Consider the following 14,588-nt stretch of genomic DNA (forward strand, 5'->3'; position numbering starts at 1 on the left):
TTAGACCAATGTGGTCAAAAGTTAGCACGCGCACTGCCCGATGCCCGCTTCTTTGCCCACACTTTTGAGGCAGATTCACGATCGTTCACTGACTTCGAGGACCGCATGCACACCATTCGCCGCCCGCGTTCCACCGTGTCCACTCTCGGCACCGTCCTCAGCGCGCTCGCCCTGACCCTCGCCCCCGCCGCCTCGGCCTCGCCCCAGGGGAACTCCTCCTCCGGGGCGGACCCCGCCGCCGGCGCACCGCGGCAACCGGAACCGGAGGGGCGCGGCCACGCCCTCGGTTCGCAGATCCGCCGGCACGAGGGCGGTCCCCCGTCCGGAGGCAGCACCCCGCGCCTGGCGCGGACCACAGTGGAGGGAATGGACGTCAGCGGGCACCAGGAATCCGTGTCCTGGCAGTCCTGGTGGGACAAGGGGAAGCGGTTCGCCTACGTCAAGGCCACCGAAGGAACCGGATTCCGCAGCGACCACTTCGCCCAGCAGTACACCGGCGCGGCCGACGTCGGCATGATCCGCGGCGCCTACCACTTCGCCCTGCCGAACGTGTCCACCGGCGCCCGGCAGGCGGAGTTCTTCGTGGACAACGGGGGAGGCTGGTCCGCCGACGGGCGCACGCTGCCCGGCGTGATCGACCTGGAGTACAACCCCTACGGCGAGACCTGCTACGGCATGACACCGGAGCAGCTCGGCGCCTGGGTGGCCGACTTCAACCGCGTCTACCACGCGCGCACCGGCAGGCACCCGGTCATCTACACCAGCACCAGCTGGTGGAACCGCTGCGTGTCCGGCGACTTCTCGGACACCAACCCGCTGTGGGTGGCGCGCTACAACGACCAGCCGGGGGAACTGCCGGGGACGTGGTCGTACTGGACGTTCTGGCAGTACACCTCCAGCCCGCTGGACCAGAACAAGTTCAACGGGACCCACGACCAACTGGTCCGGCTGGCCGGCGGAGGGTGACCCCCGCCCGCGCGGCACCGGGAGAACCCAGCACCGGGGAGCCCCGCCCGCGCAGACGCGTGCGGGGCCCCGGCCGGCGGGCGGTCGGCCGGGGACCGCGCGGGAAATCCCCGGGCTCAGCGACCGCCCACCGCAGCGGGAGCGGGAGGTCGCGGGCATCCGGGAGGGGCGCCAGGGACGCGCTGTCCAGCACCTCCCCGCCCAACGCCTCCCTGCCCAGCACCTCCCCGGGAAGGAGCAATGGAGCACGAACCCCTGGTGGGCGCGGTGCTCAGCCGAACAGCGCCGGCAGCGTGCCCTCCCACGCGGTGCGCAGCTCCTCCAGCGGAATCTCGGCCACGTCCTGGATGGCCAGGCTGGACGAGCCGGCATCGGCGACGCCGATCCGCTGCCACGGCATCCCGCGCGCGGTGCACATGTCGGTGAACCGGGGCTCCTCGCTGCGCGGCACGGACACCAGCACCCGACCGGCCGACTCGGAGAACAGCCACACGAACGGATCGGCGTCCTCCGGGAGCAGCACCCGAGCTCCGCACTCGCCGATGAGCGCCGTCTCCACCAGCGCCTGCGCCAGGCCGCCCTCGGACAGGTCGTGCGCGGCGGCGATCATGCCGTCGCGCGAGCCGGCCGCGAGCACCTCCGCCAGCTCCCGCTCCCGCGCCAGGTCCACCGCGGGCGGCGTGCCGCCGAGGTGGCCGTGCACCACGCGGGCCCACTCGGAACCGCCGAACTCCTCCGCGGTCTCGCCGAGCAGGATCAGCGTCTCGCCGCCCTCGCCACCGATGCCGGTGGGGATGCGCCGCGTGACGTCGTCGATCGTGCCGAGCACGCCGACCACCGGGGTCGGCAGGATCGGCGTCGACCCGGTCTGGTTGTAGAAGCTGACGTTGCCGCCCGTCACCGGGATGCCCAGCTCCTGGCAGCCGTCCGCCAGACCGCGCACGGCCTGCTGGAACTGCCACATCACCGCCGGGTCCTCCGCGGAGCCGAAGTTCAGGCAGTTCGTCACCGCCACCGGCGTGGCCCCCGTGACGGCCACGTTGCGGTGCGCCTCCGCCAGCGCCAGCCGGGCTCCCTCGTACGGGTCGAGCCGCGTGTAGCGGGCGTTGCAGTCGGTGGCCGCGGTGATGCCGCGGGCGGTCTCCTCGTCCACGCGCAGCATCCCGCCGTCCGCGGGCTGGGCCAGCACCGTGTTGCCGCGCACGTAGCGGTCGTACTGCGAGGTGACCCACTCCCGCGAGCACAGGTTCTCCGAAGCGGCCATCCGCAGGATCGTCTCCCGCAGCTCCTCGCCCGTGGACGGGCGCGGCAGCGTGTTCGGGTTGTCCGCGGTGATCAGGTCCTGCTCAGCCGGGCGGCTCAGCGGCCGCTCGTACACCGGGCCCTGGTGGGCCACCGTGCTCGGCAGCACGTCGACGACGCACTCGCCCTCGGAGTGGATCTCGAGGTTCTCCCCCTCGGTGACCTCGCCGATGATCGTCGCCGGCACGTCCCACTTGCGGCAGACCTCGAGGAGCTCCTCCACCCGGGAGGGCTCCACGATCGCGCACATGCGCTCCTGCGACTCGCTGGAGAGGATCTCGGCGGCGTTCATGCCCGCGGCGCGCAGCGGAACCGCGTCGAGGTCGACGCGCATCCCGCCGTCCCCGGCCGAGGCGAGCTCGGAGGTCGCGCAGGCCAGGCCACCACCGCCGAGGTCCTGGATGCCCACGACGAGCCCCGAGTGGTACAGCTCGCGGCAGCACTCGATGAGCACCTTCTCGGTGAACGGGTCGCCGACCTGCACGCTCGGCAGCTTCTTGCGCCCCCCGGAGGTCTCGTCGCCCTCGAAGGACTCCGAGGCCAGCACCGACACGCCGCCGATGCCGTCCAGGCCGGTGCGCGCGCCGAACAGGACGACCTTGTTGCCCGCCCCCGTGGCCTGCGCCAGGTGCAGGTCCTCGGCCTGCATCACGCCGATGCACATGGCGTTGACCAGCGGGTTGCGCGCGTAGGACTCGTCGAAGACGACCTCGCCGCCGATGTTCGGCAACCCGAGGCAGTTGCCGTAGCCGCCGACGCCTTCCACCACCCCGGGCAGCACCCGCTTGGTGTCCTCGGCCTCGGCCGGGCCGAACCGCAGCGGGTCGGCCACGGCCACGGGACGCGCGCCCATCGCCATGATGTCGCGGACGATGCCGCCGACACCGGTCGCCGCGCCCTGGTACGGCTCCACGTAGGACGGGTGGTTGTGGCTCTCCAGCTTGAACGTGACCGCCCAGCCGTCGCCGATGTCGAGCACGCCGGCGTTCTCGCCGATGCCCGCCAGCATGCGGCTGCGCATCTGCTCGGTCGTGGTCTCGCCGAAGTACTTCAGGTGCACCTTCGAGGACTTGTAGGAGCAGTGCTCGCTCCACATCACCGAGTACATGGCCAGTTCGGCCTCGGTGGGCCGGCGCCCCAGGATCTCCCGGATCCGCTGGTACTCGTCGTCCTGGAGCCCCAGCTCGCGGTACGGCTGGGACACGTCCGGAGTGGACTCCGCGTGCCGCACGCTGTCCACGGTCGTCACGCTGTTGCTCACGCTGCCACCAGTGCGTCGAGAACGGACAGGAACAGACCGAGGCCGTCATCGGTCGGCCCGGTCAGCGGGTCGATCGCGTGCTCCGGGTGCGGCATCATCCCGGCGACGCGGCCCCGCGCGTCGCAGATGCCCGCGATGTCCCGGCGCGATCCGTTCGGGTTGTCCCCGACGTAGCGGAACAGCACCCGACCATCGCCCTCGAGCTCGTCGAGGGTGGCGTCGTCGGCCACGTAGTTGCCCTCGCCGTGCTTGATCGGCACGAGCAGCTCGGCCCCCGCCTCGAAGCGGGTCGTGAAGGTGCTGGTGTTGTTGTCCACGCGCAGCCACTGGTCCCGGCAGACGTAGTGCAACCCCTCGTTGCGGGTGAGCACGCCGGGCAGCAGCCCCGCCTCGCAGAGCACCTGGAAGCCGTTGCAGACGCCGAGCACCGGCATCCCCTTGCGCGCGGCCTCGGCGACCTCGCCCATCACCGGGGCGAACTTGGCGATCGCGCCGCAGCGCAGGTAGTCGCCGTAGGAGAAACCGCCGGGAACGACCACGGCGTCCACGCCGCGCAGATCGGCGTCGGCGTGCCACAGCGGCACCGGGTCGGCGCCCGCCCGGCGCACGGCGCGCCGGGCGTCCCCGTCGTCGAGGGTGCCGGGGAAGGTGATGACGCCGATGCTGCTCATGATTCCACCCGGCGCACGGCCCAGTCCTCGATCACCGGGTTCGCCAGCAGGGTCTCCGCGATCTTCTCGAGAGCGGCGTCGTCGACGGAATCGTCGACCTCCAACTCGAAACGCTTGCCCTGCCGGACTTCGGACACGCCCTCGTACCCCAGCCGCGGCAGCGCGTTGGCCACCGCCTGGCCCTGCGGGTCGAGGATCTCCTGCTTCGGCATGACGTCGACAACGACTCGGGCCACGGGCGCAGCTCCGGTATCTGTGCGATCCGCCGTCAGCGGATGGTCAGCATTACCCGCAAAGAGTAACCGAGCGGAGGGGTCGGCAGGACCCGCGGGGGCGCGAGTGCGGTCTGCATCACCCCTTTTGAACAGGTCTAACCGGTGCGCCCACCGCACGCGCCGTCCGCGCTCCGCCCGCGCTGTCACGCTCCGTGCTGGCGCGGTTCGGCCGAGCACCGCGCCCACCAGGGGTTCGTGCTCCATTGCTCCTTTCCGGGGTGGTGCTGGACGGGGAGGCGTTGGACGGGGGTGCTGGACAGCGCCCCTGAGGTCCCTCCCGGATGCCCGCGACCTCCCGCTCCGCCTGCGGCTGGGCGGGAGGGGCGGTGCGCAGCGGGGTGGTGCGTGCCCGCGGCGAGTGCTGTCCCGCCGCGGGTGGCCGTGCGAAGCTGGCGCGGGAAGCACCGCCGGCCGCGGCGAAGGCGGACGAGGAGCCGCGCCCGGCGGCTCCACCCGCGGCGACGGTCGCCCCGCGGCCGCCGCCCGCACCCGATTCCCGAGCGCAGAGGAGGCGCAGTGCGCATCACCCACTTCGGTCACTCGTGCGTGCTGGTGGAGACCGACGCCGCGCGCGTCCTGGTCGACCCGGGCACGTTCTCCCGCGGGTTCGAGCGGCTGGACGAGCTCGACGCGGTGCTGATCACGCACCAGCACCCCGACCACGTGGACCGCGACCGCCTGCCCGCGCTGCTCGAGGCCAACCGCGGCGCCCGCTTCGTCACCGACGTGCAGACGGCCGAACAGCTCGCCGCCGAAGGAGCCCTGCCCGAAGGCGGTCCGGAACCGGAGCCCACCGGCCCCGGCGCCTCCCTCGACATCGCGGGCGCGGCGGTGCGCGTCGTGGGCGGCGACCACGCGGTGATCCACCCGGACATCCCGCGGATCGCCAACATCGGCTACCTCTTCGACGACGGCGCCTTCTACCACCCGGGCGACGCGTTCCACGTGCCCGACCAGCCCGTCGACGTGCTCGGCCTGCCCACCGGCGCCCCGTGGCTGAAGCTGTCCGAAGCGGTCGACTTCCTCCGCGCGGTGCACCCGCGCACCGCCGTGCCCATCCACGAGGCCGTGCTGTCCGTGCCGCGGATGCACTACTCCATGTTCGAGCGCCTCGCCCCCGAGGACACCCGCGTCGCACCGCTGGAGAGCGGGGTGCCCAGCGAGTTCTGATCACGCCGGCGAGGTCCGGCTCACGCCGGCTCGAGCCAGTCGGCGAAGCTCCGCCCGGTGATCCGCTCGTAGGCCTCGACGTAGCGCTGCCGCGTCGCCGCCACCACGTCCTCCGGCAGCGGCGGCGGGGCCGCGCCCGAGTGGCGGTCCCACCCGGAGGCCGGCGAGGTCAGCCAGTCGCGCACGTACTGCTTGTCGAACGACGGCTGCGTGCGGCCCGGTTCGTAGTCCGCGGCGGGCCAGTACCGCGAGGAGTCCGGGGTGCACACCTCGTCGCCGAGCACGAGCCGTCCCGCCGCGTCCAGACCGAACTCCAGCTTCGTGTCGGCCAGCAGCACGCCCCGGCTGGCCGCGTGCTCCGCAGCCCGCCGGTACACGTCCAGCGTGGTGGCGCGCAACCGCTCGGCCACGTCCTCGCCGAGGCGGGCCGCGACCTGCTCCATGCCCATGTGCTCGTCGTGCCCGCCCAGCTCGGCCTTCGTCGTGGGCGTGAAGATCGGCTCCGGCAGCTCCTCCGACTCCCGCAGCCCGTCCGGCAGGACGATCCCGCACACCTGCCCGCTGCTGCGGTACTCGGCCATGCCGGAACCGGTGATGTAGCCGCGCGCGATGCACTCCACCGGCAGCATGTCCAACCGCCGCACCAGCAGCGCCCGCCCGCGCACCTCGTCCGGGATCCGTTCGTCGTCGGCCGCGGCGAAGTGCGTCGGCACCAGGTCCGCGAGCAGGTTGAACCAGAACACGCTCATCGCCGTGAGCACGCGCCCCTTGTCCGGGATCGGCGTGTCCAGCACGTGGTCGTAGGCGGAAATCCGGTCGGAGGCCACCAGCAGCAGGTGGTCGTCGTCCACGGCGTGCAGCTGGCGGACCTTGCCGGCCGCGATCTGGGGATAATCGGCGAGTGCAACCACACCGCGGATTTTCCCCCACCTCCGAACGGGCGAGTGCGGTGGGCGGCGCCGCTGCCGTGGCAGTGTGGGAAGACCCCGGCGGGGAGCACCCGGGCGGCACACGAGAGCAGGCGGCGCACGAGAGCAGGGAGGCACGCGTGACGGAGTCCCTCAGCACCTGGATGGCCGAGCGCAGCGAACCCGACTGGAGCGCGGTGACCCACCACCCGTTCACCGAGGCCCTCTTCGCCGGGGAGGTCCCGCCCGCGGCGATGCGGAGCTACCTCGTGCAGGACTACCAGTTCGTCGACGACTTCGTCGCCCTGCTCGGCGCGGCGCTGGCCAGGGCCGACGGCTACTCCTCGCGGCTGGTGATCGCCCGCGCCATCGCCACCGTGACCAGCACGGAGAACACCTACTTCGAACGGGCCTTCGACGCGCTCGACGTCCCCGCCGGCGACCGCACCCGCCCGGAGCTCGACGCGGCGACCACCGCGTTCCGCGAGCTCATGGCCGACACGAACGAGCGCGGCAGCTACGCCGAGGTGCTGACCGTGCTCACCGTGGCCGAGTGGAGCTACCTGGAGTGGGCCCGGCGCGCCCCGGAGGAGCTGCCGGAGGACTTCGTCTCCGCCGAGTGGATCGCGCTGCACAACAACCCGGAGTTCCGCCAGTGGGTCGAGTGGCTGCGCGCCGAGCTCGACCGGGTCGCAGCGGAGCTGGACGAACGGGACCGGGCCCACTGCCTGCGGTTGTTCCAGCGGGCGACCCGGTGCGAGAAGGACTTCTTCGACGCCCACTGGGAATGAACCGTGGTGCGACCCCGGATGAGCTGGTGGTCCGGCCGCGGGTTCTCAGCGCTTTCCGGGCGAGGACGGTCCCCGAAGGTGCTGCCCCCGCCCTCTGCGGCCGCGCAATCCACCGACCAGCAACTCCGTTCACAGGATCTCTGCGGGGTTGTAGGCGGCCGCCTCGGGGTACCGCGCGGTGACCTGCTCGATCTCGCCGACGACGGTGCGCACCTGCTCCACCGCCGCCCCGGTGAACTCGAGCGGGTTCGACAGCAGCTCGTCGAGCTGCTCCTTGCCCAGCGGGAGCCGCTCGTCGGCGGCGAACCGGTCGAGCAGGTCGTTGCGCTCGATGCCCTGCTCCCGCATGTCCAGCGCCACCTGGACCGCGTTCTCCTTGATCGCCTCGTGCGCGGTCTCGCGGCCCACGCCGGCCCGCACGGCGGCCATGAGCACCTTCGTCGTCGCCAGGAACGGCAGGTAGCGGTCGAGCTCGCGGTTGACCACGGCCGGGAACACGCCGAACTCGTCGAGCACCGTCAGGAACGTCTCCAGCAGCCCGTCGAGCGCGAAGAACGCGTCCGGCAGGGCGACGCGGCGGACCACCGAACAGGACACGTCGCCCTCGTTCCACTGGTCGCCGGCCAGCTCGCCGGACATGGACAGGTACCCGCGCAGCACCACGGCCAGGCCGTTGACGCGTTCGCAGGAGCGCGTGTTCATCTTGTGCGGCATGGCGCTGGAGCCGACCTGACCGGGCTGGAAGCCCTCGGTGACCAGCTCGTTGCCCGCCATCAGCCGGATCGTGGTGGCCACGTTCGACGGGGCGGCGGCCAGCTGCACCAGCGCGCTGAGCACCTCGAAGTCCAGCGAGCGCGGGTAGACCTGGCCGACGCTGGTCAGCGTGCGCCCGAACCCGAGGTGCCCGGCCACGCGCCGTTCCAGCTCGGTGAGGCTGCCGGTGTCGCCGCCCAGCAGGTCCAGCTCGTCCTGGCCCGTGCCGACCGGCCCCTTGATGCCCCGCAGCGGGTAGTGCGCGAGCAGGTCCTCCAACCGCCGGAACGACACCAGCAGCTCGTCGGCGGCGGTGGCGAAGCGCTTGCCCAGGGTGGTGGCCTGCGCGGCGACGTTGTGCGAGCGGCCGGCCATGACGAGCTCGCCGTGCTCGGCGGCCAGGCGGCCGAGGCGGGCGAGCACGGCCACCACCCGGTCGCGGATGATCTCGAGGCCGCGGCGCACCTGCAGCTGCTCGACGTTCTCGGTGAGATCCCGCGAGGTCATGCCCTTGTGGATCTGCTCGTGCCCGGCGAGCGCGTTGAACTCCTCGATGCGGGCCTTGACGTCGTGGCGCGTGCGCCGCTCGCGCTCGGCGATCGACTCCTCGTCGACGTCGTCGATCACCCGCTCGTAGTCGGCCAGGGCGTCCTCCGGCACGTCCACGCCGAGGTCGGCCTGGGCGCGGAGCACGGCGAGCCACAGCTTGCGCTCCAGCACGATCTTGGTGCGCGGGGACCACAGCTCCGCCTGCTCCGGCGAGGCGTACCGGTGGGCGAGGACGTTCGGGATGTTCGGCTTGACCGTCACGTTCCGGCAGGATACTGCCCCGGCCGCCGTGCGCGGGCGCGCCCCGGCCGCCGTGCGCGGGCGCGCCCCGGCAGGCGCGGGTGCCGGGGCGCGCCCGCGCACGGTACCCGCGCCCGGCGGGACCGCGGCCCGGTCGGGCGCACCCGACGGGCCTCGCCGCGGGGCTCGCGCACGCCGCGGGCGCCCGCGACGCCTCTCCCCGAGGCGGCAGCGCTCCCCCGGGACCCGGCGCGGCAGCGCTCCCCCGGGACCCGGCACGGCAGCGCTCCCCCGGGACCCAGCGCGGCAGCGGGCCCGCTCGGACCCGAGCACCCCGCCGGGCGCGGAGGCCACCGCGAGGGGCCCCTGCCCAGCGCACGTGCATCCGGCACGTGCACCTGCTGCGTGCATCCGCACATCCGGCGCCGAAGATCGCTGAAAGGGATCAATTCCCCCGCCGTTTTCGTCCCGAGCATGGACGAACGGGATCACGGGAAATAGTGTTTTCGCAGGTCCGGACAACGACGTCGCCGCGTCGAGCGGCGCTGCTGGAAACCGAGGGGCGGATGATCACCGACGTGTTCGCCGAGCAGGAGGACGTCTTCTGGATCGTCGGGGTGGGGGCGGACCGCCGCCACGCCGTGACGACGCGCCCGGGAGCCGTGTACGCGGGTCAGACGGTCACCGCGATGTGCGGAACGGCGGTGAAGATCCCCCAGCCGACGCCGAGCGGGCGCGTGCCGCGCAGCGCGCACGTCACCGAGTGGTGCACCGACTGCACCGAGCGGGCCGACGGCGCGGCGCACCGCCACGTCACCTGGGACTTCTGAAGCTGCGGCTGCGCCCCCGCGTGGCTGCTCGATGTCCGCTGTCCGGCGGGCGGTCGGGGCAGCTGGGCGTGCAGGAGGTCCCGCCGAGCGGCCACCTCGGCACACCGCTGTGAAAGCAGTCCCTACCCGAGGCGGGCGCGCAGCACGCGGGCCGCGGCCGCCCGCGGGTCGGGATCGCTGTCGATGAACGCGTTGACGACCGTGCCGTCGACGAGGGCGATGAGCTCCGAGCGCTCCGCGGCGGGCACGGCGCAGCCGCTGCGCGCGAGGACCTCGCCGAGCAGCTCGTGCGTTTCGGCGTTGAGCCTGCGCATCAGCGGTGCGAGGTGCGGGCGCCGCGGTGTTCCGACGAACCGCTCGTAGCGCAGCAGCACGGGCTGCGCACCGCCCTCGCGCGAGCGGGCCCCGAGCAGCAGGTCGAGGACCAGCTCGACCACCTCGTCGGTGCCGAGCCGCCCGCGGGCGAGTTCGTCGAGCCGCGCGCGCCCGGCGTCGAGCTCCCCCCGCATCTCGTGCTCCACGGCCGCCGCGACGAGGTCGTCCAGCGAGGAGAAGTAGTAGGTGGTGGAGGCCAGCGGCAGTCCGGAGCGCTCCGCGACCGCGCGGTGCCGCACGGCCTCGAACCCGCCCTCGGCGAGCAGTTCCGCGGCCGCGGTGACGAGCTGCTGCCGCCGCCGCTGGCCCTTCGACGTGTTCGACATCGGTACTCCTCAGTGCGCTCCCGTCAGGTTCAGCCCGATCACCCCGGCGACGATCAGCGCGATCGACACGGTCTTCAGCACGGAGAAACCGTCGCCCAGGAACAGCATGCCGATCAGGGCCGTGAGCGCGGCACCGATCCCCGTCCACACCGCGTAGGCCGGTCCGGCGGGGAGGTACCGCATGGCGTAGGCGAGCCCGGCGAAGCTGATCGCGGCGAGCACGAGGAACGAGGCGGTGGGCAGCAGGCGGCTGAACCCGTGGGACAGCTTCAGCGACACCGCCCAGCCGGCTTCGAAGACCCCGGAGACCATCAACACGATCCACGCGAGCATTCCGTCCTCCCTCGGTCGTTCCCGCGCAGCGCACCGGCGGTGCACCGCGTCCACACCGTGGACGCTAGCGCATTCTGGTACGGACGTACCATTCTTGGTGACGCGTTCCACCACCGACGACGGGAGGGAGGACCTCCGCGAGGTCGAAACGGGCTCTCAGTACTCCCCGGCCAGCTCCCCGGCGATCCCGGGCACCCGCGCCGCGTACGGCGCGGGCCCACCGCTGTCCGCGGTGCTCGTCACGACCACGACGCGCCCCTCGCCGGCCTGCCGCACGGACTGGACCCCCCCTCCGGGAAGACGGGAGTCCCCGGGTTCCGACTGCTCCCCCGGCAGCGCGTCCGCTGCGGCCACGACGACCGCGACCGTGCCCGCCTGCTCGCCCCGGTGCACCGGCAGAGCCGCCGTCACCGCCCCGTCCGGGCAGGACTGCCGGGGCACCGGACGCGCCTCGCCCGCCTGCGGCAGCCGCGCCCGCACAGCGGCGGCCAGACCCGCGTCCGGAGCACCGCACTCCGCGCCACCGGTCCGCGGTTCGGCCAGCACCCCCGGTTCGGACGGCTCCTGCGGCGGAGGCGGAGCGTCCCGCTCGGCCGGTGGTCGGGAGTCCCCGGCGATCGTCGGCCCGGACGGCTGCGGGGCGAACCAGGCCGCGCCGGCACCGCCGAGCACCGCCACCGCCACCGCCACCGCGGCCCCGCCGGCGGCGACGCGGCGACGCGCGGTGATGCGGCGGGAACCGCGCAGCACGTCGTCCCGGTCGAACGACGCCTCCGGGGCGGGCGGCACCGCGCTCCGGAACAGCTCCTCGAGTCTGCGCTCATCCACTGGGACGCACTCCTCACACCGACCGCAGGTCCGGTAGTTGATCCCCGAGCACGTCGCGGAGCGTGCGCAACCCGCGGGCGCACTGGCTCTTCACCGTGCCCTCGCTGCACCCGAGCGCCGCCGCGACCTCGGCGACGTCCAGGCCCTCCAGGAAGCGCAGCACCAGCACGGCCCGCTGACGCGGCGGCACCTCCTGCAACCCGCGCAGCAGCAGCTGCCGGTCCGCCACCGACTCGGCCACGTTCGACGCGCCGCTCTCCCGGTCCGGCAGCGACTCCGCGGACCGCTCCCGCCGCCACGGGCGGCGCTTCTCGTCGATGAGCGCGCGGGTGAGCGTGCGCCGCACGTACGCGTCCAGCGCGCCCCTGTCCCGGACCTTGCGCCAGTGCCGGTGCAACGCGATGAACGCCGTCTGGGCGAGATCGTCCGCGCGGTGCCAGTCACCGCACATCATGTACGCCATCCGACGCACCGCCTCCAGCCGAGCCGCGAAGTACTCCGCGAACTCCTGCTCATCGCGCTGGTTCACGCGGGCCTCTCCGCTCGTGAGTACCTGCCGTCCACCGGACGGAACGTGCGGGCTCCACGGTTGCACGGACTCCGCGAGCCGATCCAACCCGACTCGCGGCGGCCGCGGCGACATCCGCGTGAACCCGGGGGGAAACTCCGCCCCTCCCGTTGCCCCGCCCCACCCGTGATGTGATGTGATCACTTCGTGACCAAGCCGATACCGATCGACCTGCGCTCCGACGCGGTCACGCGCCCCGACGAACGGTTGTCCGCGGCGATGGCGCGCGCCGAGGTCGGCGACGACGTGCTTGATCACGACCCGACGATGCGCGTGCTCGAAGAACGCGTCGCGCAGCTGCTCGGCACCGCCGCGGCGCTGTGGGTGCCCAGCGGCACCATGGGCAACCTGATCGCGCTGTCGCTGCAGCTCAGCCGCGGCGACCGGTTCCTCGCGCCGCGCGCGGCGCACGTGCTCAGCCACGAGCGCGGCACCGCCGCCTGGCTCGCCGGCGGCATGCCCGAACCCCTCGACTGGGACGCGGGACCCGGCCGCCCGAGCGCGCAGGCGGTGCGCTCCCACCTCACCGCAACCGCGGACGACACGCTGCGCACCCGGCTGCTGTGCCTGGAGGACACGCACGCCGGGGCGGGCGGTGCGCTCGTGCCCCCGCACGAGCACGCGCGCCTCACCGCCACCGCGCGGAACAGCGGTCTGCGGGTGCACCTGGACGGGTCGCGCCTGTGGCACGCCGCCGTGGCGCTCGGCCTGCCGCCGGCCGCGCTCGCCGTCGGGGTGGACACGGTGCAGGTGGGGCTGAACAAGGGGCTCGGCGCCCCGGCCGGAGCGGTCCTCGCGGGCAGCGCGGAGTTCACCGCCGAGGCCCGCAGGATGCGCACGATGCTCGGCGGCGGCCTGCGGCAGAGCGGGGTGCTCGCCGCGGCCGGGCTGGTCGCGCTCGAGCGCCGCGGCGATCTGGCCACCGACCACGACAACGCCGACCGCCTCGCCGCCGGCCTGCGCGAACTCGGGTGGGAGGTGACCCCGCCGCAGACGAACATCGTGCTCGCCGCCGTGCCCGATCCGCCGCGCACGCTGCAGCGCCTCACCCGGGCCGGGGTGCTCGCGGCGCCGGCGGGGCGCGACCTCTGCTTCATCACCCACCGCGACGTCAGCACCGCCGACATCGACGAGGCGCTGCTGCGCATCAAGCGCGAGCAGGGTTGACCACCCGGGGAGGAGACGCACGTGCCGCCGAGCTGGATCGTGTTCGACTACGGGAAGGTGCTCAGCACCCCCACCCGCGCGTTGCCCGCGCTGGCGGAGCACCTCGGGGTGACCGAGGAGGCGCTGAAAGCCCCCTACATGGCCGAGCGACCAGTCTGGGACCGCACCGACGACGCCCTGGCGTACTGGCAGGCGGTGGGCGAACGGCTGGGCGTACCGGTCGACGCGGACCTGTCCGAACGACTCACCCGCATCGACGTCGACGGCTGGTCGCACACCGACCCCGCCGCGCTGCACCTGGTCGACGAGCTGCACGCGGCGGGGCGGCGGCTGGCGGTGCTGTCCAACGCGCCCTCGCGGATGGGACGCCTGCTGGCCGCGCGCCCCTGGGCCGCGCGGTTCGAGCACCTGCTGTTCTCCGGTGACCTCGCCCTGGCCAAACCGGACCCGCGGATCTACCGCGAGCTGCTCGCGCACCTGGGCACCGCGCCGGAGCGGTGCCTGTTCCTCGACGACCGGCAGGACAACGTCGACGCCGCGCGGGAACTCGGCATCCAGGCAGAGGTGTGGCGCGGCGCGGCCACCGGCCGCGCCGCGCTGCGCGAGCGCGGCCTGCTGCGCTGAGCGGGTCGGTGGATGTCCGCCCGCTCGCACCGGTGGCCGAGCGGCGAAGCTGCCGGCTCACGCAAAGGGCCTTGTCAACTTGCTGTCGGCCCTCGTTCCCAGGGTGGCTGCGAGCTCTCCCGCCTGTGGCACGTCAGCTCCCGACTGCACCCGGCATCCCCACATCGCAACAGCCCCTACCGCGGGTTCTCCGGCGCCGCCGCTTCATCACCACGTACGCAGAGCGCCCCGCCGCGGGTTCTCCGGTGCCGCCTCGCGAGGACAGCCCCGGCGATGCTGCTCCCGTCCGGGGAGGGTGGTCGGGGGCAGCTGGGAGGTCGGGGGCAGCTGGGAGCAGGTGGCTACCCGATGTCGGGGATCCCGGAGCGAGGGGGCGCAGGAGGTTCCTCCCAGCTACCCCATCCACCCGCCCTCAACAGCCAATCCGCGGACTCCCTAAGACCTGATCTTCTTCTTGCCGTCCTTGGCCCAGCCGACCGCGGCGGTGACGACGAACGCGATCCCGCCGATCACGGCCAACCAGAACAGGCCCTTGAGCAGCACCCCGGCGACCGACACGACCAGCCAGAGCAGCAGCAGGCCTCCGATGACCTTCCACAGCACGGGTTCCCTCCGATCCCTCGGCGTCACCCCCAGCCTGCCAGAGGTCGC

The 14,588-nt window shown here is 73.2% G+C and carries 16 protein-coding genes; 6 read left to right on the forward strand and 10 right to left on the reverse strand.

Going from position 1 to position 14,588, the window contains the following annotated elements; translation table 11 throughout:
- The first annotated feature begins 105 nt into the window (after positions 1-105).
- On the forward strand, positions 106-966 hold the full coding sequence (locus tag ACVGV0_RS22235; RefSeq protein ID WP_459157626.1) for a lysozyme: 861 nt from the start codon (positions 106-108) through the stop codon (positions 964-966).
- A gap of 271 nt (positions 967-1,237) precedes the next feature.
- Here ACVGV0_RS22235 and purL read toward each other — a convergent pair whose 3' ends face one another.
- Genes purL through purS form a run of 3 tightly spaced genes read right to left on the reverse strand, consistent with a single transcriptional unit; the run spans position 1,238 to position 4,436 of the window.
- Positions 1,238-3,529, reverse strand: a complete 2,292-nt coding sequence (purL, locus tag ACVGV0_RS22240) for a phosphoribosylformylglycinamidine synthase subunit PurL (RefSeq protein ID WP_459157627.1) — start codon at positions 3,527-3,529, stop codon at positions 1,238-1,240.
- A complete protein-coding gene (gene purQ / locus ACVGV0_RS22245) occupies positions 3,526-4,203 on the reverse strand; it encodes a phosphoribosylformylglycinamidine synthase subunit PurQ (RefSeq protein WP_459160105.1) in 678 nt (225 codons plus the stop codon). Before purQ ends, purL begins: the two co-directional genes overlap by 4 nt.
- Complete coding sequence (gene purS / locus ACVGV0_RS22250) at positions 4,197-4,436, reverse strand: phosphoribosylformylglycinamidine synthase subunit PurS (RefSeq protein ID WP_459157628.1); 240 nt, start codon at positions 4,434-4,436, stop codon at positions 4,197-4,199. The genes purQ and purS overlap by 7 nt, the downstream gene beginning before the upstream one ends.
- A gap of 555 nt (positions 4,437-4,991) precedes the next feature.
- On the opposite strand from purS, the gene ACVGV0_RS22255 reads away from it, so the two are divergent.
- Entirely contained in the window at positions 4,992-5,645 is a 654-nt protein-coding gene (locus ACVGV0_RS22255) for an MBL fold metallo-hydrolase (protein WP_459157629.1), read from the forward strand.
- 20 nt (positions 5,646-5,665) lie between these two features.
- On the opposite strand, the gene ACVGV0_RS22260 is transcribed toward ACVGV0_RS22255, so the two are convergent.
- The gene (locus ACVGV0_RS22260; protein ID WP_459157630.1) at positions 5,666-6,556 is read right to left on the reverse strand and encodes a phosphoribosylaminoimidazolesuccinocarboxamide synthase; all 891 of its coding nucleotides are present in this window, start codon (positions 6,554-6,556) and stop codon (positions 5,666-5,668) included.
- 137 nt (positions 6,557-6,693) lie between these two features.
- Here ACVGV0_RS22260 and ACVGV0_RS22265 point away from each other — a divergent pair, with 137 nt between their 5' ends.
- Positions 6,694-7,344: a TenA family protein gene (locus tag ACVGV0_RS22265; protein WP_459157631.1), complete on the forward strand. Its 651-nt coding sequence runs from the start codon at positions 6,694-6,696 to the stop codon at positions 7,342-7,344.
- Positions 7,345-7,473: 129 nt separating this feature from the next.
- Here ACVGV0_RS22265 and purB read toward each other — a convergent pair whose 3' ends face one another.
- A complete protein-coding gene (gene purB, locus ACVGV0_RS22270) occupies positions 7,474-8,907 on the reverse strand; it encodes an adenylosuccinate lyase (RefSeq protein ID WP_459157632.1) in 1,434 nt (477 codons plus the stop codon).
- A gap of 545 nt (positions 8,908-9,452) precedes the next feature.
- Here purB and ACVGV0_RS22275 point away from each other — a divergent pair.
- On the forward strand, positions 9,453-9,716 hold the full coding sequence (locus tag ACVGV0_RS22275) for a hypothetical protein (RefSeq protein ID WP_459157633.1): 264 nt from the start codon (positions 9,453-9,455) through the stop codon (positions 9,714-9,716).
- A gap of 122 nt (positions 9,717-9,838) precedes the next feature.
- On the opposite strand, the gene ACVGV0_RS22280 is transcribed toward ACVGV0_RS22275, so the two are convergent.
- The 4 genes from ACVGV0_RS22280 to ACVGV0_RS22295 form a co-directional block, all read right to left on the reverse strand.
- Positions 9,839-10,417 (reverse strand): TetR/AcrR family transcriptional regulator, encoded by a 579-nt coding sequence (locus ACVGV0_RS22280; RefSeq protein ID WP_459157634.1) that lies wholly within the window; start codon positions 10,415-10,417, stop codon positions 9,839-9,841.
- Between the two features lie 9 nt (positions 10,418-10,426).
- The gene (locus ACVGV0_RS22285) at positions 10,427-10,750 is read right to left on the reverse strand and encodes a DMT family transporter (RefSeq protein WP_459157635.1); all 324 of its coding nucleotides are present in this window, start codon (positions 10,748-10,750) and stop codon (positions 10,427-10,429) included.
- Positions 10,751-10,906: 156 nt separating this feature from the next.
- Entirely contained in the window at positions 10,907-11,578 is a 672-nt protein-coding gene (locus tag ACVGV0_RS22290) for a hypothetical protein (protein WP_459157636.1), read from the reverse strand.
- A 13-nt stretch (positions 11,579-11,591) separates the two neighbouring features.
- Positions 11,592-12,107: a SigE family RNA polymerase sigma factor gene (locus ACVGV0_RS22295; RefSeq protein WP_459157637.1), complete on the reverse strand. Its 516-nt coding sequence runs from the start codon at positions 12,105-12,107 to the stop codon at positions 11,592-11,594.
- Between the two features lie 186 nt (positions 12,108-12,293).
- Here ACVGV0_RS22295 and ACVGV0_RS22300 point away from each other — a divergent pair, with 186 nt between their 5' ends.
- Complete coding sequence (locus ACVGV0_RS22300; RefSeq protein WP_459157638.1) at positions 12,294-13,313, forward strand: threonine aldolase family protein; 1,020 nt, start codon at positions 12,294-12,296, stop codon at positions 13,311-13,313.
- 21 nt (positions 13,314-13,334) lie between these two features.
- Complete coding sequence (locus ACVGV0_RS22305) at positions 13,335-13,937, forward strand: HAD family hydrolase (protein ID WP_459157639.1); 603 nt, start codon at positions 13,335-13,337, stop codon at positions 13,935-13,937.
- Positions 13,938-14,372: 435 nt separating this feature from the next.
- On the opposite strand, the gene ACVGV0_RS22310 is transcribed toward ACVGV0_RS22305, so the two are convergent.
- Entirely contained in the window at positions 14,373-14,540 is a 168-nt protein-coding gene (locus tag ACVGV0_RS22310; protein WP_459157640.1) for a hypothetical protein, read from the reverse strand.
- Between the last annotated feature and the right edge of the window lie 48 nt (positions 14,541-14,588).

The organism is Salinifilum ghardaiensis (assembly GCF_054491345.1).

Bases quoted from the DNA above. Each gene is read 5' to 3' on its own strand.
- ACVGV0_RS22235 (WP_459157626.1), top strand. From the start codon at position 106: ATGCACACCATTCGCCGCCCGCGTTCCACCGTGTCCACTCTCGGCACC.
- ACVGV0_RS22275 (WP_459157633.1), top strand. From the start codon at position 9,453: ATGATCACCGACGTGTTCGCCGAGCAGGAGGACGTCTTCTGGATCGTC.
- ACVGV0_RS22280 (WP_459157634.1), bottom strand. From the start codon at position 10,417: ATGTCGAACACGTCGAAGGGCCAGCGGCGGCGGCAGCAGCTCGTCACC.
- ACVGV0_RS22285 (WP_459157635.1), bottom strand. From the start codon at position 10,750: ATGCTCGCGTGGATCGTGTTGATGGTCTCCGGGGTCTTCGAAGCCGGC.